The 21,364-nt window shown below is 72.2% G+C and carries 14 protein-coding genes; 1 reads left to right on the forward strand and 13 read right to left on the reverse strand.

Features of this window, described 5'->3' with window-relative positions; genetic code table 11:
- Window positions 1–16: 16 nt before the first annotated feature.
- The 13 genes from BUS84_RS00090 to BUS84_RS00150 all read right to left on the reverse strand — a co-directional run bounded on the left by BUS84_RS00090 (window position 17) and on the right by BUS84_RS00150 (window position 18,507).
- Complete coding sequence (locus BUS84_RS00090; RefSeq protein ID WP_074311801.1) at window positions 17–973, reverse strand: GlxA family transcriptional regulator; 957 nt, start codon at window positions 971–973, stop codon at window positions 17–19.
- A gap of 85 nt (window positions 974–1,058) precedes the next feature.
- Entirely contained in the window at window positions 1,059–2,456 is a 1,398-nt protein-coding gene (locus BUS84_RS00095; RefSeq protein WP_074307688.1) for a GH1 family beta-glucosidase, read from the reverse strand.
- Window positions 2,453–4,693 (reverse strand): alpha-xylosidase, encoded by a 2,241-nt coding sequence (gene yicI, locus BUS84_RS00100; protein WP_074307689.1) that lies wholly within the window; start codon window positions 4,691–4,693, stop codon window positions 2,453–2,455. Before yicI ends, BUS84_RS00095 begins: the two co-directional genes overlap by 4 nt.
- Window positions 4,690–5,586 (reverse strand): carbohydrate ABC transporter permease, encoded by an 897-nt coding sequence (locus tag BUS84_RS00105; protein WP_074307691.1) that lies wholly within the window; start codon window positions 5,584–5,586, stop codon window positions 4,690–4,692. Before BUS84_RS00105 ends, yicI begins: the two co-directional genes overlap by 4 nt.
- A 1-nt stretch (window position 5,587) precedes the next feature.
- Entirely contained in the window at window positions 5,588–6,553 is a 966-nt protein-coding gene (locus BUS84_RS00110) for a carbohydrate ABC transporter permease (protein WP_074307693.1), read from the reverse strand.
- A gap of 67 nt (window positions 6,554–6,620) precedes the next feature.
- Window positions 6,621–7,925 (reverse strand): ABC transporter substrate-binding protein, encoded by a 1,305-nt coding sequence (locus BUS84_RS00115; RefSeq protein ID WP_074307695.1) that lies wholly within the window; start codon window positions 7,923–7,925, stop codon window positions 6,621–6,623.
- Window positions 7,926–8,010: 85 nt separating this feature from the next.
- Window positions 8,011–9,060: a LacI family DNA-binding transcriptional regulator gene (locus BUS84_RS00120; protein WP_244298518.1), complete on the reverse strand. Its 1,050-nt coding sequence runs from the start codon at window positions 9,058–9,060 to the stop codon at window positions 8,011–8,013.
- Window positions 9,061–9,636: 576 nt separating this feature from the next.
- Window positions 9,637–10,545 (reverse strand): amidohydrolase family protein, encoded by a 909-nt coding sequence (locus BUS84_RS00125; protein ID WP_074307698.1) that lies wholly within the window; start codon window positions 10,543–10,545, stop codon window positions 9,637–9,639.
- Window positions 10,542–11,348, reverse strand: coding sequence for a metal-dependent hydrolase (locus BUS84_RS00130; protein WP_074307700.1), 807 nt, complete (start codon window positions 11,346–11,348; stop codon window positions 10,542–10,544). Before BUS84_RS00130 ends, BUS84_RS00125 begins: the two co-directional genes overlap by 4 nt.
- 102 nt (window positions 11,349–11,450) lie before the next feature.
- The gene (locus tag BUS84_RS00135; protein ID WP_244298283.1) at window positions 11,451–13,082 is read right to left on the reverse strand and encodes a serine/threonine-protein kinase; all 1,632 of its coding nucleotides are present in this window, start codon (window positions 13,080–13,082) and stop codon (window positions 11,451–11,453) included.
- A 117-nt stretch (window positions 13,083–13,199) separates the two neighbouring features.
- Complete coding sequence (locus BUS84_RS00140) at window positions 13,200–15,008, reverse strand: serine/threonine-protein kinase (RefSeq protein ID WP_074307701.1); 1,809 nt, start codon at window positions 15,006–15,008, stop codon at window positions 13,200–13,202.
- A gap of 83 nt (window positions 15,009–15,091) precedes the next feature.
- Complete coding sequence (locus tag BUS84_RS00145; RefSeq protein ID WP_208869461.1) at window positions 15,092–16,426, reverse strand: glycosyltransferase family 4 protein; 1,335 nt, start codon at window positions 16,424–16,426, stop codon at window positions 15,092–15,094.
- 137 nt (window positions 16,427–16,563) lie between these two features.
- Window positions 16,564–18,507 carry an amylo-alpha-1,6-glucosidase gene (locus BUS84_RS00150; protein WP_074307705.1) on the reverse strand — a complete coding sequence of 648 codons (1,944 nt, stop codon included), beginning with the start codon at window positions 18,505–18,507 and terminating at the stop codon, window positions 16,564–16,566.
- A 42-nt stretch (window positions 18,508–18,549) separates the two neighbouring features.
- Here BUS84_RS00150 and BUS84_RS00155 point away from each other — a divergent pair, with 42 nt between their 5' ends.
- A complete protein-coding gene (locus BUS84_RS00155; protein WP_074307707.1) occupies window positions 18,550–21,255 on the forward strand; it encodes an MGH1-like glycoside hydrolase domain-containing protein in 2,706 nt (901 codons plus the stop codon).
- The last annotated feature ends 109 nt before the right edge of the window (window positions 21,256–21,364 follow it).

The following is a 21,364-nucleotide window of genomic DNA, read 5'->3' on the forward strand; positions in this document are numbered from 1 at the left end:
GGGCAGTTGTCCGCGGTCAGAGGGTCGAGAAGCGGGCGCGAAATGCGCCCGGGGTCGTGCCGAGTCGTTCGCCGAACACACGTCGGAGCGACTCGGCGGATCCGAACCCCGCCTTGGCCGCCACCGTGTCGAGGGCGAGGTCGGACTGCACCAGCAGACGTTTGGCGGTCTCCAGGCGAAGCTCGGTGAGGTAACGCCCGACGGTGAGTCCCGTCTCACGGGCGAACAGACGCTGGAAGTGCCGGGGCGACATGGCGAGCTGCGCGGCAAGGTCGTCGACCCGGTGTGTCGCGGCCGGATCGGCGTCGATGGCCCGCTGGGCGGCGGCCACCCGCTTCTCGGTGGCGCGCTCCAACCACACCGGGCCGGAGAACTGGGCCTGGTGTCCAGGGCGGTGCAGAAACATCACGAGCCAGCGGGCGATCTCCTGGGCGACCGGTGCTCCGTGATCGGCGGCCACGACGGCCAGTGCCAGGTCGATTCCCGACGTGACACCACCGGAGGTCCACACCGGGCCGTCGTGTACGTAGAGGGCGTCGTGGTCGACGGTGATGTCGGAGAATCGCCGACCGAGATCCCGGGACACGGACCAGTGGGTGGCCACCCTGCGACCACTGACCAACCCGGCCCGCGCGCACAGGAACGCCCCGGAGCAGATCGACAACAACCGCGTGGGGCGGCACGCTTCCAACCAGGCAACGAGGTCGGCGTGCTGATCCTCGGCCGCCGCCGTGCGGCCACCGGGCACGACGAGGGTGCCGGCCCTGACGGGTTCTCCGAGCGCATCGGCCACCATGACGAGGCCGCTCTCGGTCGCGACCTCGGGCTCCGTGCCCGCCAGCCTCAGGTCATACGCGGGGCGCTTACCGCGTGCCGTCCGGTACCGATTCGCTCCCGCCAGGACCTCCCATGGACCGGTGACATCGAGGGACTGCACGCCCGGAAAGGTGACGACGGTGACGCGCTCAGCCATGAGCCCAGTCTGCAGGCGGGACCGCCGTGGCGCCATGACGTCATACCCATGGAAAGTGACACCACGGCCGTGCTGGACGCCGGCGTCAGTCGAGGCGACCGGTGACGGCGAGCCGGCGGTACCAGTGCGCGCTGTCCTTCCAGGTGCGCTCCTGGGTGTCGTAGTCGACCCGGATGATCCCGAACCGCCGGTCGTAGCCGTAGCCCCACTCGAAGTTGTCCAGCAGCGACCAGACGAAGTAGCCCCGGACGTCCGCGCCCTGCTCGCGGGCATCCGCCACGGCGGCGATGTGCCGGCGCAGGTAGTCGACCCGCCGCTCGTCGTGCACGCGGCCGTCGGCCGACACGACGTCGTCGAACGCCGCGCCGTTCTCGGTGATCATCAAGGGCTGGGCCGGATACTCCTGGTTCAGTCGCAGCAGCAGCCCGGTCAGCGCGGCCGGGTCGATGTTCCAGCCCATCGCCGTGTGCGGGCCCGGCTGAGGCAGGAAGTCGACATCGCCGGCGCCGACCCACGGTGAGTGCGCCGAGGCGCCGTGACCGTCGGCGTCCGAGCGGGTCGAATGTCCGTCCCAGGCCCGGACCAGGGTGCTGGAGTAGTAGTTGACCCCGAGCACGTCCAGCGGCACGCCGGCCACCTTCTCGTCACCGTCACGGACGAACGACCAGTCGGTGACGCTCGCCGTGTCGGCCAGTAGATCCGCCGGGTACGCCCCGTTGAGCATCGGCCCGAGGAACGACCGGTTGGCCAGCGCGTCGATGCGCCGCACCGCGTCGGCGTCCGCCGGCGAGTCCGACTCCGGCCGGATCACGTGCAGGTTCAGCGTCACCGAGAGCTCCGCCGTCGGCGCCAGCTCCCGGACCACCCGGCCGGCCAGGCCGTGCGCCAGGTTGAGGTGGTGCACCGCGGCCAGTGCCGCCGCCGGTTCGGTACGCCCCGGCGCGTGCACGCCGGAGGCGTAGCCCAGGTACGCCGAGCACCACGGCTCGTTCAGCGTGGTCCAGGTGTGCACCCGGTCGCCGAGCGCGGCGACGATGCCGGCCGCGTACTCCTCGAAGCGCAGCGCGGTCTCCCGCACCGGCCATCCGCCGGCGTCCTCCAGCTCCTGCGGCAGGTCCCAGTGGTACATCGTGGCGACCGGGCGAACCCCGCGCTCCAGCAGGCCGTCCACCAGCCGGGAGTAGAAGTCCAGGCCGGCCTGGTTGAAGCGGCCGGCGCCGCCCGGCTGCACGCGCGGCCAGGAGATGGAGAACCGGTACGCGCCCAGGCCCAGCTCGGCGATGTGGTCCAGGTCCTGCTGCCAGCGGTGGTAGTGGTCGGCGGCCACGTCACCGGTGTCGCCGTTGTAGGTCCGGCCGGGGGTGTGGCTGTAGGTGTCCCAGATGGACGGTCCGCGGCCATCCTCGGTGGCCGCGCCCTCGATCTGGTACGCCGCCGTGGCCGAGCCCCAGACGAAGCCCTCCGGGAAGGTGTGTGACGTCATCGCGCCGTCACCTCCGTCCCGGCCACCACGCAGTGGTACGCCGACGAGGCGCCCGCCACCAGTTCTGCGGTGGCGACCCCGTCGCGGAAGCTCACCTCGAACTCCGCGCCGGGCCCGTCCCCGGGCGCCGGTATCCGTACCCGTTGGCGTTGCCCCTCGGCCGGTGTGTAGAGCCGCAGCTGCACGCCGTCGGCCCAGTCGTAGTCGGGCCGGTCCGAGCGCGCCCCGAACGGGATGATCGCGCCCGGCCGGGCGAGCACCGGCACGCTGTCGAACTCGTGCTTCTCGGTGACCCACGCCGGGCCGGTGAGCTGCGCGCCGGTGACCAGGTGCGTCCAGGTGCCGGCGGGCACGTAGAAGGTGACCTCCCCGTCGGCGCTGAGCACGGGCGCGACCAGCACGTCGGAGCCGAGCATGTACTGCCGGTCAAGGTGTGCGGCGGCCGGGTCGTCCGGGAACTCCAGGATCATCGGCCGCATCATCGGGATGCCGTCGCGGTGCGCCTCCTGCGCCGCGGCCGCCAGGTACGGCATCAGGCTGAGCTTGAGCCGGGTGAAGTGCCGCAGCACGTCGACCGCCTCGTCGTCGTACGCCCACGGCACCCGGTACGAGCCGGAGCCGTGCAGCCGCGAGTGCGAGGAGAGCAGCCCGAAGGCGATCCACCGCTTGAACACGGCCGGGTCGGGGGTGCCCTCGAAGCCGCCGATGTCGTGGCTCCAGTAGCCGAAGCCGGACGCCGCCAGGGACAGCCCGCCGCGCAGCGACTCGGCCATCGCGACGAACGTGGACTCGCAGTCGCCGCCCCAGTGCACCGGGAACTGCTGCCCTCCGGTGGTGGCCGAGCGGGCGAACAGCACCGCCTCGCCCTCCCCGCGTTCGGCCTCCAGCAGCTCGAAGACCGCCTTGTTGTAGAGGTACGAGTAGTAGTTGTGCATCCGCTGCGGGTCCGAGCCGTCGTGCCACACCACGTCGGTCGGGATGCGCTCACCGAAGTCGGTCTTGAAGCAGTCGACGCCCATGTCCAGCAGCGCCTTGAGCTTGCCGGTGAACCAGCGGACCGCGTCCGGGTTGGTGAAGTCGACCAGCGCCATGCCGGCCTGCCACTTGTCCCACTGCCAGACCGACCCGTCCGGGTTGCGCACCAGGTAGCCGGCCTGCCGGCCCTCCTCGAACAGGTACGAGCGCTGCGCGATGTACGGGTTGATCCAGACGCACACCTTCAGGTCACGCTCGTGCAGCCGGCGCAGCATCCCCTCCGGGTCCGGGAAGGTCGCCGGGTCCCAGACGAAGTCGACCCAGTGGAACTGGCGCATCCAGAAGCAGTCGAAGTGGAACACCGACAGCGGCAGGTCCCGCTCGGCCATCCCGTCGACGAACTCGGTCACCGTCTTCTCGTCGTACGAGGTGGTGAACGACGTGGACAGCCACAGCCCGTAGGACCAGGCGGGGACCCGGGCCGGGCGGCCGGTCAGCGCGGTGTAGCGGCGCAGCACGTCCTTCGGGGTGGGCCCGTCGATGACGTAGTAGGTGAGGGACTGCCCCTCGACGCTGAACTGGGTCTGCGTGACGACCTCCGAGCCGACCTCGAACGACACGTGCTCCGGGTGGTCCACGAACACCCCGTAGCCGGCGCTGCTGAGGTAGAACGGCACGTTCTTGTACGCCTGCTCGCTGGCGGTGCCCCCGTCGGCGTTCCAGATGTCCACGGTCTGGCCGTTCTTCACGAACGGGCCGAACCGCTCGCCCAGCCCGTACACCGTCTCGCCGACGCCGAGGGCGAGCCGCTCGTGCACGTGCCGGCGGCCCTCGCCGTCGGTGACGACGCCGACGCTGCGCCCGGTGGACGCGGTGACCACCCGATCGCCGTGCAGGAAGTCGACCCGCCACCCGTCGATGAGCGCGACCCGGGCGGTCAACTCGCCGGTGGTCAGCGACGCGCTGATCCCGGTGATGTCGACGGTGACCGGATGCTCGTCGTCGGTGGCCAGCCCGAAGTGGGGCTCGCGGGGCAGCCCGCCGCTGTGGTGGTTGATGGTCACGCCGACGACGCCCGGAGCGGGGGAGAAGAACCGGACGGTGACGACGGGCCGGTTGAGGGTGTCGCCCCGCCCGGTGATGTGGCCGGCCGGCGCGAAGACGGTGAAGCCGCGCTCGTCCGGCTCGACCGATTCGACTGTGCCGGGGCGCAGCACGCTGACGCCGGGGCGCAGTTGCCAGTACCCGTCGGTGAACTTCACTTCTCGGCTCCTGCCGTGATGCCACGCGCGAGAGTGCGCTGGAAGATGAGGAAGAAGATGATGGCCGGCACCAGGCTGATCAGCGCGCCGGCGTTGGTGGTCGGCGCGTCCATCAGGCGGTCGCCCTGCAACGACGCGAGCGCGACCGGGATGGTCTGCGTCTGGTTGTCGATCAGCATGACCAGCGGGATCAGGAACTCGTTCCAGGTCCAGATGAAGAAGAAGATGAGCAGCACCGCGAGGGTGGGCCGCAGGTTGGGGAAGACCACCCGCCACAGCACCGTCCACTTGCCGGCGCCGTCCAGCGAGGCGGCCTCGAGCAGCGAGCGCGGGAACGTGCTCAGCACCGAGGCGAGCAGGTAGGTGCCGAACGCGCTCTGGATCACGGTGAAGATGATGATCACCGAGAGTCGGGTGTTGTAGAGGCCGATCTCCTTGGCCACGTAGTAGAGCGGGTAGATCAGCGCTTCCTGCGGCAGCATGTTGGCCAGCAGGAAGAGCCCGACGATCCAGAGCCGGCCGCGGACCCGGCCGATGCCGAGCGCGTACGCGTTGAGCAGCGAGACGACGACGCCGAGCACCGCCACGGAGCCGGCGATGAGCGCCGAGTTCCACAGCTTCAACGGGAAGTTCACCGTGGTCCAGTACGTCCGCAGACCCTTGGTGTAGAACTCCGTCGGCCAGCTCAACGGCCCGCCCGAGGAGTAGTCGGTCGGCGACTTGAACGCGTTGAGCAGCATGAACGCGAACGGCACCAGCATGGCGAGCGCGGCGAGCGTGACCAGGGCGAGCACCACCCAGCGGGCGGCGCCGCGGCGGTGCCGGTCGCGGTTCGGCCTGTTCCGGCGCGGAGTCACCACCGCGCTCTCGGTCGGGATGAGCGTGACGGCCATCTCAGAACCCCCGGTCCCGGCGCTCGCTGCGGGCCTGCATCCAGATGAAGACCACCGCCACCACGACGATGATCAGTGTGAGCACCGTGGAGATCGCGGAGCCGTAGCCGACCTGGAGCTTCTTGAAGAACGTGTAGTACGCGAAGTACGACGGAACGTTGGTGGCGTTCTCCGGGCCGCCCCGGGTGAGGGCGAAGATCGGCCCGAACACCTTCAGAGCGGCGATGGTGCAGGTCAGGGCCACCACGAAGGTCTCCGGCCGGATCTGCGGGAGGGTGATCGCCCGGAACCGGTGGACCCAGTTCGCGCCGTCGACCTCGGCCGCCTCGTACAACTCCGGGTCGACCCGTTGCAGCGCCGCCATGAAGACGACCACCGGGTAGCCGATCTGCACCCAGATCATCACCGCCATCACGCTGGGCAGGGCGGTGCCCGGGTCGCCGAGCCAGTCGTGGCGTAGCGCGCCGAGACCGACCGCGTCGAGCAGGCTGTTGAACGCCCCGTCGGGGCGCAGGATCCAGCCCCAGACGATGCCGGCCACCACGACGGGCAGCACCTGCGGGAGGTAGAACGCGGCCCGCAGCGCGGCGGCGGTGCGCGGCCGGAAGCGGCGGCCGATGACGTCGAAGAGCACCGAGGCGAGCACCAGCCCGAGCAGGGTGGGTGCCACCACCATCGCGACGAGCATCGCCACGGTGTTCCGGAACGACGCCCAGAACACCTCGTCGTGCAGCAACTGCCGGTAGTTGTCCAGGCCGACCCAGGTGGGATCGCCGACCCCGGACCACTTGGTCAGCGACAGGTATCCGGTGCCGACCAGCGGCGCGCCGATGACCAGGATGAAGAGCACCGATCCGGGGAGCAGATAGAGCCAGTACGCCGCGTTGCGGCCGCGACGACGTCCACGGCCGGGTGGAGGCTGGGTCGGGGTCGCCGCCGGGGCGGCGACGGTCTCGGAGACTGCCATGGAAGATCCTTCCCGGTGGAGCGGGCGGGCGCCCCGGTCGTGCCGGTCGCGCCCGCCGCTCGCCGTGTCACTTGCCGGTGATCTCCTTGACGCCGTCGGCATACGGCTTGGCGATCGAGTCGAGTACCTGGTCGGGCGACTTGGATCCGTTGATCAGGCCCTGGAAGCCGGAGACCAGCACGTCGTAGTAGCCGGGAACCGGCCAGTCCGGGTAGAAGGCCAGGCCGTCCTGCTTGCTGACCGTGTTGAAGTCCTCGATCAGCTTCCGGTCCTTCGGGTCACTGATCTTCGCCGGGTCACCGGCGACCGGGACGCCGCCGTTGTTGCCGATCAGGTCCTGGATCTCCGGACGCAGGGTGATGTCGATGAAGTCGTACGCCAGGCCCTTGGCCTTGCTGGTTTCCGGGACCACCCACAGGTTGCCGGACGAGCCGGCCTGCAGGGTGTTGCCGGGGAAGAGGAAGGTGTCCCAGTTGGCCTTCATCTCGGCCTTGAACCGGCCGTACCACCAGCTACCGGAGACGATCATGGGGGTCTTGCCGCCGATGAACGCAGTGCCCATGTCCTCGGCCTTCAGGCTCGCCGAGTTCTTCGCGACGTAGCCCTTCTTCACCCAGTCGGCGAAGGTGTCCGCGCCGTACTTCAGCGGGTCGGCCGTGAAGTCCACCGGGTTCTTGTAGAGCTGGTAGTTGTCGACGAACTGCCGGTCCGCCTTGGCCAGCGCCAGCTGGTAGAAGAGCTGACCGGCCGGGTACTCGGCGCCGGCCATGCCCAGTGGGGCGACGCCCTTACCGACGAAGGTGTCCATCGCGGCGGTCATCTCCGCCATGCTGGTCGGCACCTTCACGCCGTACTTGGCGAAGAGGTCCTTGTTGTAGTAGACCGTGACGTACTCGCCGTAGTTCGGTACGCCGAACCAGTTGCCCGAGCCCATCACGCCCTTGTCGCTGTAGCGGGCAGTGGTCTGCAGGCTGGGGCTGAGCTTGCCGGCCCAGCCGCGCTTGTCGGCCTCGGCGCTCAGGTCGGTGAGCAGGCCCTGGGAGGAGAGCAGGCCCGCGGTCGCGTTGCCCTTGTTGTACTCCATGATGTCCGGGCCTTCGGACGAGTTGATGATCATGCCGGCGTTCTGCTGGATCTGCTCGAACGCCTTGCGCTCGAAGCGCACCTCGACGCCGGGGTGCTCGGCCTTGAAGATCTCGATCGCCCGGTCCCAGGCGACCCCCATGGCGCTGTTGGCGCTCTCGTAGTGCCAGAGCTTGAGCGTCTTGGCCCCGCTGTCGTCCCCGCTGTCACCACCGCCGCACGCGGCCACGGTGGTCGTCGCGGTCGCCGCCAGGGCGATCGCGGCGACGATCCGGCGGAATCGCTGCATTGCTATCCTCCTCGTTGAGTATCTAGCCGGTACTGCACTGGGCCCGTCGTCGCGTTGCAGCGCGGCGGCGGGCCGTTTTCGCTGGTCAGCCCCCGTCGGTCGGCGGCCGCCCGGGTGTGTCCGGTGCTGGCCGTCGTGGCACGGCGGTCGATCCCCGGGTCTCCAGAGCGCAGGGCAGCAGTTGCTGATGGCGCTCGTCGCCCGGACCGTCCAGGTGGCGCAGCAGCGCCTCGATCGCGATCCGCCCCATGGCCGAACCGGGCGAGGTCATCGCGGTCAGCGCCGGGGTGGCCAGCTCGGCGACCTGCGGCGAGGTGACCATCGAGACGACCGAGACGTCGTCGGGCACCGAGAGCCCCCGGCCGGTCAGCTCGCCGAGGATGCCGAAGATCGCGGTCTCGTTCATGGCCAGCACGGCGGTCAGCTCCGGGGCCTGCGCGAACGCGGCGGCCAGGGCGGCCCGCCCACCGGCGGCGCTGTCCTCGGCGGGGATCATCACCGGCTCCAGGCCGTGTCCGGCCATCGCCGCGACGAAGGCGTCCCGGGTGCGCAGCGCGGGTCCGTAGCCGCTGGCCAGGGTGGCGGCCGAGTGGTTGACGTAGACGATGCTCCGGTGGCCCAGGCCGACCAGGTGGGCGACGGCCTCCCGCACGGTCTGCTCGAAGTCGATGTCGACGTAGGAGAGCCCGCTGGTGTCGCCGGTGCGGCCGATCAACACCAGCGGGACGCCCGCGTCCCGCAGGACGGTGACCCGCTCGTCGGCGAGCTGCACCTCCATCAGCACGACGCCGTCGAGCATCCGTTGGCTGGCCAGTCGCCGCAGGTCGTCGAGGTCGCCGCCACCGACGGGGGAGAGCACCAGGTGGTAGCCGGCGGCGCTGGCCGCGGCGGCGGCGCCGGTGACGAAGGCGGTCTCGGTCGCGCCCAGGCCGCGCTCGTCCATCGGCATCAGCAGGCCCAGGATCCGGCTGCGCCGGCTGGCCAGGCCACGGGCCATCGCGTTGGGCTGGTAGTCGAGCTCGGCCATGGCGGCGAGCACCTTGTCCCGGGTGGCCTGGGAGATCGGCCGCGTGCCGGTGAGCACGTACGACACGGTGCTGACCGAGACCCGGGCGAGGCGGGCGACGTCGTGCATGGTGGCCACCGCGCACCTCCTCCGGCCCGGCGTGGGATCGCTCCCGGATGATCGTCGAAGCGTTTCGACGAAGCGTTTCGACAGACGCTAGGCCACCTGTTACGGCGACGTCAATAGCCGATGTCGAAAGACGTCGGGGCTCCGCGGGCCCTCCTCGGCGGCCTGCACCCGGCCCGCCGCGTGCCTGCACCTGGCTCGCTGCGGCCCGGTCGCCGCGCGTCCCGAGTCCTGCTCTGCGGTGTCCCGTGCCCGGCGGTCTTGTGGGTTTGGCCGCCGGCCTGCTTGACGTGGCGCCGCTGGTGTGCGGTGGGTTCCGGCTCCCGGTCGCGGTCGCGGTCCCGGCTCCGGCCCGGCTCCGGCCCGGCTCCGGCTCCGGCCCGGCCAACCGGTGGTCTGCGGCCGCCTTTGCTCTGCTTCACCCCACGCAACATCCGCCGTCCGGTATCCGGACAGTGGGTGTTGCGCTCGTTGAAGCAGAGCAAAGGCGGCGGAGGGGGACCTCGGCCGGCCAGCAGGATCGCGCAACATCCCGAGGAATCCAGCCGGGAGCCGGGCGCCGGGAGCGGGCGGCGGGGATCAGGGCAGGTCGAACAGGGTGGCGGCGCTGTCCCAGCACACCGCGCGCAGCCAGTCGTCGCCGAGGTCCAGCCGGACCAGCCCGGTCAACTGGTCGGCGTAGGGGTAGGGGATGTTCGGGAAGTCGCTGCCCAGCAGCACCTTGCCGGCCAGCCCCAGCTCGCGCAGCCGGGGCAGCTCGTCGGCCGGGAAGGGCACGAACCGGTCGAAGAACGGGGTGAACGCCATCGTGGTGTCCAGCCGGACCTGCTCGTACGCGTCGGCGAGGTCGAGGAAGGCCCGGTAGTCGGGTGCGCCGAGATGCGCCACCACGGCGGTCAGTCGGGGGTGGCGGGCGAGCAGGGCGGCGAACGGGTCCGGCCCGGTGTGTGTGGTCCCCACCGGGGCGTGCCCGGCGTGCACGACCACCGGCACGCCCGCGTCGGCCAGCATCCCCCAGACCCGGTCCAGCGCCGGGTCGGTCGGCGCGAACCCGCCGACCTGCACGTGGACCTTGAACAGCCGGGCCCCGCCGGTCAGCGCCTCCTCGACGTACCCGGGGGCGTCCGGCTCGGGAAAGAAGGTGGCCGAGGGCAGGCAGCCCGGGGTGGCGCGGGCGAACTCCAGCGTCCAGCGGTTCAGCTCCGCCGCCATGCCCGGCCGGTGCGGGTACGCCAGCGCGCTGAACGCCCGCACGCCGAGCCGGCGCAGGTGCGCCACCCGGTCCGCGTCGCTCCAGCGGTAGCGGATCGGCCACTGCGTGCCGACCAGCGGCCCGGCCGCGTCGAAGTACGCCCACACCCGGCGCAGCAGCCGCGGCGGCAGGAAGTGCACGTGCACGTCGGCCAGCCCGGGCAGCCCGAGCGCGCGCCAGAATTCCGGCACCCGCTCGTCGGCCGCCGGCGGCGACTGCGGCACCGGGTCGGTCATACGTCGATGTTGAACCGTTGCAGCACCGACGGGGCGATCAGGCCGGCGGTGGCCAGCACCGAGACCACGGTCAGGACGGCGCGCACGACCACCTCGGTCTTGCTGCCAGTGCGCAGGGCGATGCTGTTCGGCAGGCCGATCATCGTCCACATGCGCCGGCGGATCGGGATCGGCCACAGGATCGGCACCCCGGCTCGGGTGATCATGTCACCGAGGATGTGCACGAAGCAGCCCACCCCCACGGCCACGCCGATCAGGGGGTACCCGCGCCCGCCCGGAAGGTTGACGAACGTGAACCACGCCGCTCCGGCCGACGCCAGGGTCACGATCACCCAGCCGGCCCGCTCCGCCCACTCGTCGAACAACCCCCGCAGGGCCAGACCGAACATGAAGAAGAGGATGGTGATCACCGCCCACTTGCCGTACGCGGTGCAGAGCGCGGTCGTGCCCCAGCCGACCAGCAGCGTGAACGGGATGGTGTGGGTCAGCGTGCGGTGCCCGTTGTTGCGCCGGGGGTCCTTGCTGAGCTTCGTCGCGTAGTAGACCCCGAGTGAGATCTTCTCCATCACCTCGGCGACGAAGAGCGAGAAGACCCCGAAGGTGCGGGCCACCGTGGCACCACCCTGGTTGCGGGTCACCTTGCCCGACAGGTCGAGGTCGGGAAAGAGCGCGCCACCCGCGCACACCGCGGTGCCCACCGCCAACGCGAGTGGTGACTGCTGGTAGTCGGCGAACTGGTTCAGCGCCCAGGACCCGGCCAGCCATACCGCCGCGCCGGACAGCGCGTGCGACGGTCCCATCATCTCGGCTCACCCTCCCCAGGGATCTTGAGCGCCAAAACTACGCCACTGTAGTCAGCGCCGGTGCCGCAGGGGCATCACCGGAACGGTCCACAACGGACGGTGTCAGAGTGCGGGGGTGAAGCTCTGCCGGATCATCGGCAAGTATGTCGCGTTGACCTGCCAGTCGAACTCTTTTGTCAACCACGAGACGGTGAAGGCGCGCCCGGCCGAGGTGTTGGCCAGCAGCCGGAAACTGTGCACCCGCTCGCCGGCGGCGTTCTCCCAGGCGCACTCCCAGATCGCGCCGCCCTCGAAGAAGTCCAGCGCCGAGATGTCCACCTTGCGGTAGCCCGGCAGCGCCTCGCCGCCGGTGAGCCGGGCCTCCTCGGCCTTCCAGTACGCCACCGGATCGGGCCGGTCCGGGCCGGCCTCGACGCTGAGCACCCGGGGCCCGTCGGACTCCCGGAAGCAGGTCGCCGCACCCTCGGTCCAGCGCAGCCAGCCCACCGGCGCGGCGATCCGGAACCCGGCCGGGTCGTCGTGCCACGTCCAGCCCTTCACCAGCCGGTACCGCGCGTCGGCCGGTGGCGGCACCGACGGCACCGGGATGGCCGTCGCCGGCGGGGGAGCCGCGCAGGCGAACGCGGCCGGCCGGGCGGTGGTCTCGCCGCCCCCGACGCCGGATGGGGGCGTCCGCCCGTCGTTGCGGTTGACCAGCGCCAACGCGACACCGCTGGCGGCGAGCAGCGCGGTGACCGCGCCGCCCAGGGCGAGCAGCCGCCGACGCCGGCGGCCGGATCGGGTCGCCGGCCCGTCGGTGGGCGCCGCCGGGTCGCCGGGCGGAGCCGGCCAACCGGTCGGAACGGCGGGTACGGCCGCCCGACTCGCGTTGAGAACCGCCGCCACCGCCGCGGAGCGGGCCGGCTCGCTGGGCTGGCCGCCGTCCGCCGCCGCGCTCCGCAGCAGCGGCTCCGCCTCGGCGGCGGTCAACCGCCGCCAGGGATCGCGCTGCAACAAGCCGGTCAGCACGGGGCGCAGCGCCCCGGCCCGGCGCATCGGGTCCGGCGGTTCGGTGGCCAGCGCGCTGAGCGTCGCCATCGCGCTGGAGCGGGCGTACGGCGCACGCCCCTCGACCATCGCGTAGAGCGTCGCGCCCAGCGACCACAGATCGGTACGCGGGTTCGACACCCCTTCGCGGGCGCGCTCCGGGGCGACGAACTGCGGCGAGCCGAGCACCGAGCCCGGCCCGGTCATCGCCCCGTCGCCACCGTCGAACGTGGCCAGCCCGAAATCGGTGAGCACCACCCGCCCGTCGTCGGCGACCAGCACGTTGTGCGGCTTCACATCGCGGTGCAGCACACCGGCGGTGTGCGCGGCCCGCAGCGCCGCGAGCACGGCCAGCCCGATCCGGGCGGTGCGCTGCGGGCTCAGCGTCCCTTCCGCGCCGATGATTTGCTGCACCGACCGGGACGGCACGTACTCCATCACGATCCAGGGCCTCTCCCGGTCGTGTACCACGTCATAGATGCGGACCACGTTGGGGTGGTTGAGGCGAGCCGCCGTACGCGCCTCGCGCAGGGTCCGCAGTCGCAGCTCGGCCCGCTCAGTCTCGGCCAGCCAGGACGGTGGCACGATCTCCTTCACCGCGACGTCGCGGTGCAGCATCTCGTCGCGGGCCAGCCACACCCGGCCCATGCCGCCGGTGCCGACCAGGTCGAGCAGCCGGTACCGACCCGCGATCAGCAACTGCTGCACAGTCGCTCCCCCTCGGTCACCCCGTGTTACACGATAGCCACCGGCGCGGTATTTCTCATCCACTGAGCGGCCTAGATCCACGCCGGACGGCGGGCCGAACCGGACCACCGGTGCAGGTCAGCGGGGTGGTCGGAAACTCGTTCGCACCGCTGTCCAGTCCGCGGTGGCGGCGGCCCAGTCCCGGTCGTCGGTGATCCAGCCCAGCGTCCACCGGTCGCTCCCGGCGGGTGTGCCGGCGACGTGTTGCCGGGCGTGCAGTCGGGCGCCGTAGGGCGCCGTCCACCGGGACTCCCACTCCGCCCCGCCGCCGCCCGCGGCCAGCCGGATTTCGTCGTACCCCGGCAGCGCGCCGGACCCGGCCGCCACGTCGCGGAGCGACTTCAGCCGAACCAGCGGATCGGTGGCGCCGCCCTCGGCGACGCTGAACGCCCTTCCGGTCGCCGGGTCCTGGAAGCAGGCCACCGTGCCGTCGCGGGAGTAATGCCAGGTCGCGGGCACGGAAACCCGGAAGCCCGTGGTGTCGGCGTGCCAGACCCAGCCGGTCGGCGGCCGGAACCGTTCGCCGGGCGCTGGCGACGCGGCCGGCACGGGCGCACCGACGGCGTCCGGGCGGACACACGGAAACGGCGGCGGGGGGAAGGCGCCGCCGCCCGGCGGCGGTCCCGGCCGGTCGGGGCGGTGGCCGAACGGCCCGCCGGGGCCGCGATCGTCGGGCGGACGGTCGGGCGGCGGCGCGGTGGTCGACCGCCCGGCGGTGCCCGTCGGCTCGTCGTCGGTGACGGCCAGCGCGGTGCCGACGCCGGCGGCGGCCGCCACCAGCAACGCCGTGACGACCAGCGCCGCCCGGCGCGCTGTCCGCCCGGCCGGTCGCCCCACTGTTCGAGCGGGCGCGTCGGGGGCGACCTCGCCGGTCGCCTGCCTAGCAGGGGCGTCGGCCCGCCCGGCGGTGCCGTCTCCGGCGGGCGGATCACCCGGGACGCCGGCCCGCTCGGCGGTGGGTTGGTCGGGCCCGGGCAGCGGGGTGGTGAAAGCCTGATCGGACAGTTCGGTGGGCGCGTCGGGACGGTCGGCCACCTCCGCTGCCGGCTCTGCCCGGTGGGGCGCCGGGGGCGGGCTGGTGCGGCCGGTCGCGGCGGCGGTGAGCAGCCGGCGGGCCGCCTCGTGGTCGAGACGGTCGCGCGGGTCGCGGCGCAGCAACCCGGCGAGCACCGGCGCGAGCGGCCCGGCGTGCGGGGCCGGGTCCGGCGGCCCGGCCGCCAGCGCGCTCAGCGTCGCCATCGCGGTGCCGCGGGCGTACGGGGAGCGGCCCTCCACGGTGGTGTGCAGGGTGGCCCCGAGCGACCACAGGTCGGCGGCCACGGTGGACGCTCCCTCGGCGGCCCGCTCGGGGGCGACGTACTGCGGGGAGCCGAGAACCATGCCGGGGCGGGTCATCGCACCGTCGCCGCCGTCGAACGTGGCCAGCCCGAAGTCGGTGAGCATCACCCGCCCGTCATGTGCCACGAGCACGTTCTGCGGTTTGACGTCGCGGTGCAGCACTCCGGCCGTGTGCGCGGCCCGCAGCGCGCCGAGCAGGGCCAGACCGATCCGGGCCGACTCGGCGGGCGCGAGGGGCCCCTCGGTGTCCAGCACGTCCTGCAGGGTGCGGGACGGGACGTACTCCATCACGATCCACGGGCTGCCCTCGACCGGGACGACGTCGTAGAGCCGGACCACGGCCGGGTGGTTGAGCCGGGCGGCGGCGCGGGCCTCCCGCAGGGTACGCGAGCGCAGCTCGGCCCGCTCGTGGTCGGCCAGCCAGCTCGGCGGCACGACCTCCTTGACCGCGACCTCGCGGTGCAGCATCTCGTCGCGGGCCCGCCACACCCGGCCCATGCCCCCGCGACCCACCAGGTCGAGCAGCCGGTACCGACCGGCGATCAGCACCTGCGCACGCTCCTTCTCGGCGGCTGTCCGGGATACACCCTAGCCAGCGGATCGGGAGCCACCTATCGGTCGTCCGCCTCGGCTCAGCAGGCGGCGTGGTCGGCCGCGGCGAGCAGATTGCCGTCCGGGATGGCGATCCGGGTACGTCCGCCCGCCCGTTGGGCGGCGGCCCGGCGGGCCTGGAGCGGGCCGTGCTCGCGTCGGGCGGTGGTGTAGCTGGCGGCGGTGCGGGCCGCGATGGCGGCCCAGCCGTACCGCTCGCCGACCATGGTGCGTGCCCGCCGGGCCACCCGGCGGGCGAAGACCTCGTCGCCGAGGAGTTGGCCCACCGCGCCGGCGAGCGCGTCCGGGTCGCTGTGCGGGAACGTCACGCCGGTCACGCCGGTCTCGACGATCTCGGCGAGCCCGCCGGTGCGGGCCACCGCGAGCGGCGCGCCGGCGGCGGCCGCCTCCAGCGCCACCATGCCGAACGGCTCGTAGAGGCTGGGCACCACGGTGGCGTCGGTGGCGCCGAGCACCGCCGGCAGTTGGGTGGCGTCGAGGAAGCCGGTGAAGCGGACGGTCGAGCAGAGCGCCAGCCGGCGGGCCTCCTCCTCCAGTTCGGCGCGGTACGGGCCGTCGCCGGCGATCACCACGCGCAGCCCGGGGTGCCGTTCGCGCAGCCGGGGCACCGCGTGCACCAGGTGCTGGACGCCCTTCTCGTAGACCAGCCGGCCGGCGTACCCGACCAGCGGGCCGTCCGCGGCGAACCGGGCCCGGGCCGAGGCGACCGCGCGCGGCCGGGCCCGCCAGGCCCGGTCGTCGACCCCGTTGGGCACCACGTCGACCTGGCTGGTCGGAAGGTCGAACAGTGCGGTCACCTGCTCGCGCATGTATCCGGAGCAGGTGATCACGCGGGTGGACTCGTTGCTGAGCCAGTGTTCGACGCCGTGGATGGTGCGGTTCATCTCTTCGGGCAGCCAGCCCTGGTGGCGGCCGGCTTCGGTGGCGTGGATGGTGCTGACCAGTGGGATGTCCAGGTGCTCGCGCAGTGTCATGGCGGTGTGGGCGACGAGCCAGTCGTGGGCGTGGATGACGTCGTAGGTGCCGGCTTCGGTGGCGCGCAGGGCGGTGCGGGTGAGGGTGTGGTTGAAGGCCATGGTCCAGGCCAGCAGGGAGTTGGTGGCCAGGGGGAAGGTGACGGGGTCTTCGGGGGCGCGCAGGATGCGCACGCCGTCGGCGTACTCCTCCAGGGGTGCGCCCGCGGCGTGGCGGGTGACGACGGTGACCTCGTGGCCGGCGGCGGCGAGGGCGACGGACAGTGCGTGGACGTGTCGGCCGAGGCCGCCGACGAGCACCGGCGGGTACTCCCAGGAGAGCATCAGCACCCGCAGCTGCCGGGCGGGGTGGATGTCGATCACGTGGGCGTCGGGTGACATGCGGCCCCCTTCGAGTTGTCCCCGGGCGCGCGCCGATCGCACCGGAGCGGTGCCTGCCGTCGCGTCTGGATCTCGGGCCCATCCTGCCGGGGTCGAGATAACCAGCGGAGACACCGCCGTTGCGGTCGTGTAAAGCGCTACTGGCCCTTTCGGCGCACCCGCAGCAGCTCGGCCACCGACCATGCCTGGAACGGGCAGCCGGTCGCGGCGTGCGGCGCGAGGCCGTCGGCCGTCTCGCTCACTGAGCCTAGCCCAAACTCGGTCAGATGAGACTCAATACCGACGAACACGTCATCGACCGACATCTTGCCTCGGCGGCAGGCGTCCACGTACGGGCCGAGCAGCCACGGCCAGACGGTGCCCTGGTGGTAGCCGCCGTCCCGCTCGGCCGGGCCGCCCCGGTGCCGGCCCACGAACTCCGGCGAATCCGGGGCGAGGCTGCGCGGCCCGAGCGGGGTCAGCAGCCCGGCCGCGACCCGGCGCAGCGTCGCCTCGTCCGGCTCCAGCGGCGCGAACGGCAGTGACCAGGCCAGCAGCTGGTTGGGTCGCAGCGAGTCGTCGTCGTGCAGGGCGGCCCCGCCCAACGGGTACGCCGGTGCGGGCGCGTCCAGCACGTCGTGCAGCCAGCCACTCGGCGCCGGGAAGCGGTCCCGGAACGAAGCGGTGGCCTGCCCGTGCCGTCGCCGCAGCTCGGCCGTGTCCTGACCGGCCAGCTCGGTCAGCTCGGCGAGCCCGGCCAGCCCGTTGATCCACAGCGCGTTGACCTCGACCGGCTTGCCGGTACGCGGGGTGACCGGCACCCCGTACACGCGGGCGTCCATCCAGGTCAGCGCGGTGCCCGGGGCGCCCTGGGTGAGCAGCCCGTCGGCCGGGTCGACGGCGATGCCGTAGCGGGTGCCGGCCAGGTGCGCGTCGATGACCGAGCGCAGCGCGGGCAGCAGCTCGTCGCCGAGGTCGGTGTCACCGGTGACGGTCACGTGCCGGCTCACCGCGTGCAGGAACCACAGCGTGCCATCGACGGTGTTGTACTCCACCCGCCCGGTGTCGGCCGTGTTGGCCAGCATCCCCTCGGACAGCGTCGCCGCGTACGCCCGCAGCAGTTCCCGGCCCTCGTCCGCGCGGCCGGTGCAGAGGAACAACCCCTCGTACGAGATCATCGTGTCCCGCGACCAGGCGCCGAACCACGGGTACCCGGCGACCACGTCGACCGCCGTGCCGCCGGTGCGCACCACGAACGCGTCCGCGGCCAGCGCGAGCGTCGCCTCCACCGGGTCCGCCGGCTTCGCCGTCGCCACCACCCGGCGGTTGCGCCGCCGGGCGGCCGCCACGATCTCCGCGGCGGGCGGCGGCTCGTCGTCGAGTCGACCGGCCCAGGCGCGCACCGACACGGTGTCGCCGGGGCGCTCCAACTCGCCGGCGAAGCGGCCCGCGTACCAGAGGTCCTCGTCGGGGTGCAGGCCCCGGTTGGCCTCCTCGCGGTGGTGCACGCCCAGCCACCACTGCCCCTCCGGCGTCCAGCCCGGGCCGGCCAGCCGGTACGCCCCCTCGACCACCGCTCCGTCGGCCACCGCCTCGACCTGCGGCGTCGGACCGTCGGCCCGCCGCTCGCCGTGCGCGTCGCGCCAGGTGCAGGCGGCGGAGAGCTCCAGCCGGACCGGCCCGCCGGCCACCAGCCGGTGCACCACCGCCACGCAGGAGCGGCCGGGCAGCATCGCCAGCTCCCGCTCGATCACCACCGCGCCGATCCGCCACCGCCACCGGGGCAGCCCGTCGACCAGGTCGAAGCGCTCCAGCAGCTCGAAGCCGCGCGGGTCCACGTCGCCGGAGGACCACTGGTGCGCGCCGAGCCGGACCCGCGCGCCGGAGGGCAGGGTGACCGCCGGGTCGAGGCTGACCAGTCCCACCCGGCGGGACGCCGGCGTCTCGCCGGGCACCACCAGCAGACCGTGGTAGCGCCGGGTCCGCAGCCCGGCGACGGTGCCCATCGCGTACCCGCCGACGCCGTCGGGCACCAGCCACTCCCGGCTGGCCGCGCTGGTCAGCTCGCCGCAGACCTGCGGGCCGAAGTGAATGTCGATCAACTTTCCTCCACCGGCGGCGGGGTGTAACACGCCACGACGAGAATGGCCGCTGTGGTCAAGTACCGCGGCGACGTCAAAGATGTGCACGTGATCACTGACCGTTCGTCCTCCGACGCCTCGCCACCCGACGCCGAGCGGCTCCGGCTCGCCCAGGCCGACTCCGGGGAGCAGGACTGGCGCGCATGGGGTCCCTATCTGTCCGAACGGGCGTGGGGGACGGTGCGGGAGGACTACAGCGAGCACGGTACGGCCTGGGACTACTTCCCGCACGACCACGCGCGGTCCAGAGCCTACCGCTGGAATGAAGACGGGATGGCCGGCGTCTGCGACGACCGGCAGACATTCGCCTTCGCCCTGGCGCTGTGGAACGGCAGGGACCCGATCCTCAAGGAGCGGATGTTCGGCCTCGGCGGTGACGGCGGCAACCACGGCGAGGACGTCAAGGAGTACTGGTGGTACGAGGACTCCACGCCCACCCACTCCTGGATGCGCTGGCGGTACCACTACCCGCAGGCCGCCTTCCCGTACGACGAGCTGGTCGCGGTGAACGCGCTGCGCGGTCGGGACGACACCGAGTACGAGCTGGTGGACACCGGGATCTTCGACGACGACCGGTACTGGGCGGTGAGCGTCGACTACGCCAAGGCGTCCCCGACCGACCTGTGCATGGTGGTGACGGTGGCGAATCGGGGCGACCGGGCCGCCACCCTGCACGTGCTGCCCAGCCTGTGGTTCCGCAACACCTGGGCCTGGGGCCTGCCCGGCGGTGACCGGATTCCCCGGCTGACCGGCGAGGGCGCGCGGCTGGTCGGCGAGCATCGGGTGCTCGGCCAACTGCTGCTGGAGGGCGACGGAGACCCGGTGCCGCTGCTCTGCGACAACGACACCAACGCCGAGCGGCTCTGGGGCCTGCCCGGCCGGTCCCGCTACCCGAAGGACGGCATCAACGACCACGTGGTCAACGGCGCCGACACGGTGAACCCGGCGGGGGAGGGCACCAAGGGGGCACTGCACTACGTGCTCGACGTGCCGGCCGGCGGGCAGCGCCAGATCCGGCTGCGGCTGACCCGCACCGCGTCGCCGCCGGCGGCCGCTCCGCCGCCCCGGGCGGATCTCGGCGACGGCTTCGAGGCGGTGGTGTGGGCGCGGCGTGCCGAGGCGAACCGCTTCTTCGCCGGGGTGATCCCGGAGGCCGCCACGCCCGACGAGGCGCTGGTGGCCCGGCAGGCCATCGCCGGGTTGATGTGGAGCAAGCAGTTCTACCACTTCGACGTCAAGCGTTGGCTGGACGGCGACCCGGCTTCGACGCCGCCGGCCGGGCGTCGCCACGGGCGCAACAGCGCGTGGTGGCACATGACGAGCTTCGACGTCATCTCCATGCCCGACCCCTGGGAGTACCCCTGGTACGCGGCCTGGGACCTGGCCTTCCACTGCGTGAGCATCGCCCGGGTCGACCCGGGCTTCGCCAAGGCGCAACTGCTGCTCCTGCTGCGTGAGTGGTACCTGCATCCCAACGGGCAGATTCCGGCGTACGAGTGGGCGTTCGGTGACGTGAACCCGCCGGTGCACGCGTGGGCGGCGCTCAAGGTGTTCGAGATCGACGGCGGGCGGGACTACGAGTTCCTGGCCCGGGTGATGCACAAGCTGCTGCTCAACTTCACCTGGTGGGTCAACCGGAAGGACACCGGCGGCAACAACGTCTTCGAGGGCGGCTTCCTCGGGCTGGACAACGTCGGGCCGTTCGACCGGTCGGCGGCGCTTCCGGTGGCCGGTGTGCTGGAGCAGTCCGACGGCACCGGCTGGATGGCCATGTACGCGCTGAACATGCTGGACATGGCGATCGTGCTGGCCGAGCACGACCGCACCTGGGTGGACACCGCCACCAAGTTCTTCGAGCACTTCGCGTACATCGCCGCCGCCGCGTACGAGCAGGGGTTGTGGGACGACGAGGACGCCTTCTTCTACGACGTGCTGCGGCTCGCCGACGGCACGAAGGTGCCGCTGAAGGTCCGGTCGGTGGTCGGGTTGCTGCCACTGGCCGCCACTACCCGGCTCACGGCCCGGACCCTGCACCAACTGCCGGAGCTGGGTGCCCGGCTGCGCTGGTTCCTCACCAACCGCCCCGAGTACGCCCAGGTGATCGGCACTCGCCGGCTGGGCCCGGACGGCCGCCAGCAGCGGCTGTTGTCCATGGTTGGCCCGGAGCAGGTGGTGCGGCTGCTCGCCCGGATGCTGGACAGCGACGAGTTCCTCTCCGATTTTGGCCTTCGTACGCTGTCCCGCGCACACCTGGACAAGCCGTTCTCGGTCACCCTCGGCGGGCAGGAGTTCTCGGTCGGATACGAGCCGGCGGAGTCGACCAGCGGGTTGTTCGGCGGCAACTCGAACTGGCGTGGGCCGATCTGGATGCCGACGAATTTCCTGCTGATCAGCGCGCTGCGTGACTACGCGTCGTTCTTCGGCGACGACCTCCAGGTGGAGTACCCGACCCGCTCCGGGGTGAAGCGCACGCTGGACGAGATCGCCGACGACCTCTCGGCCCGGCTGATCTCGCTCTTCACGCAGGACGACTGGGGCCGGCGGCCGATCTACGGCGCGTGCCGGATCTTCCAGATCCACCCGGACTGGCGGGACCTGATCGCCTTCCCCGAGTACTTCCACGGCGACAACGGGGCCGGGCTGGGCGCCTGGCACCAGACCGGCTGGACGGCGCTGGTGGCCGACCTGATCCTCACCCTGCGCCGCTGACCCGGCCGCCGCCCGCGCGCCGCCCGGCGGCGGCGTACCACCCAACATGCAACCAAAGGTTGCGCGTCGCGGTCTGGTCGTTGTAGCGTTACGCAACCAAAGGTTGCGA

The organism is Micromonospora cremea (genome assembly GCF_900143515.1).
Lineage (GTDB): Bacteria > Actinomycetota > Actinomycetes > Mycobacteriales > Micromonosporaceae > Micromonospora > Micromonospora cremea.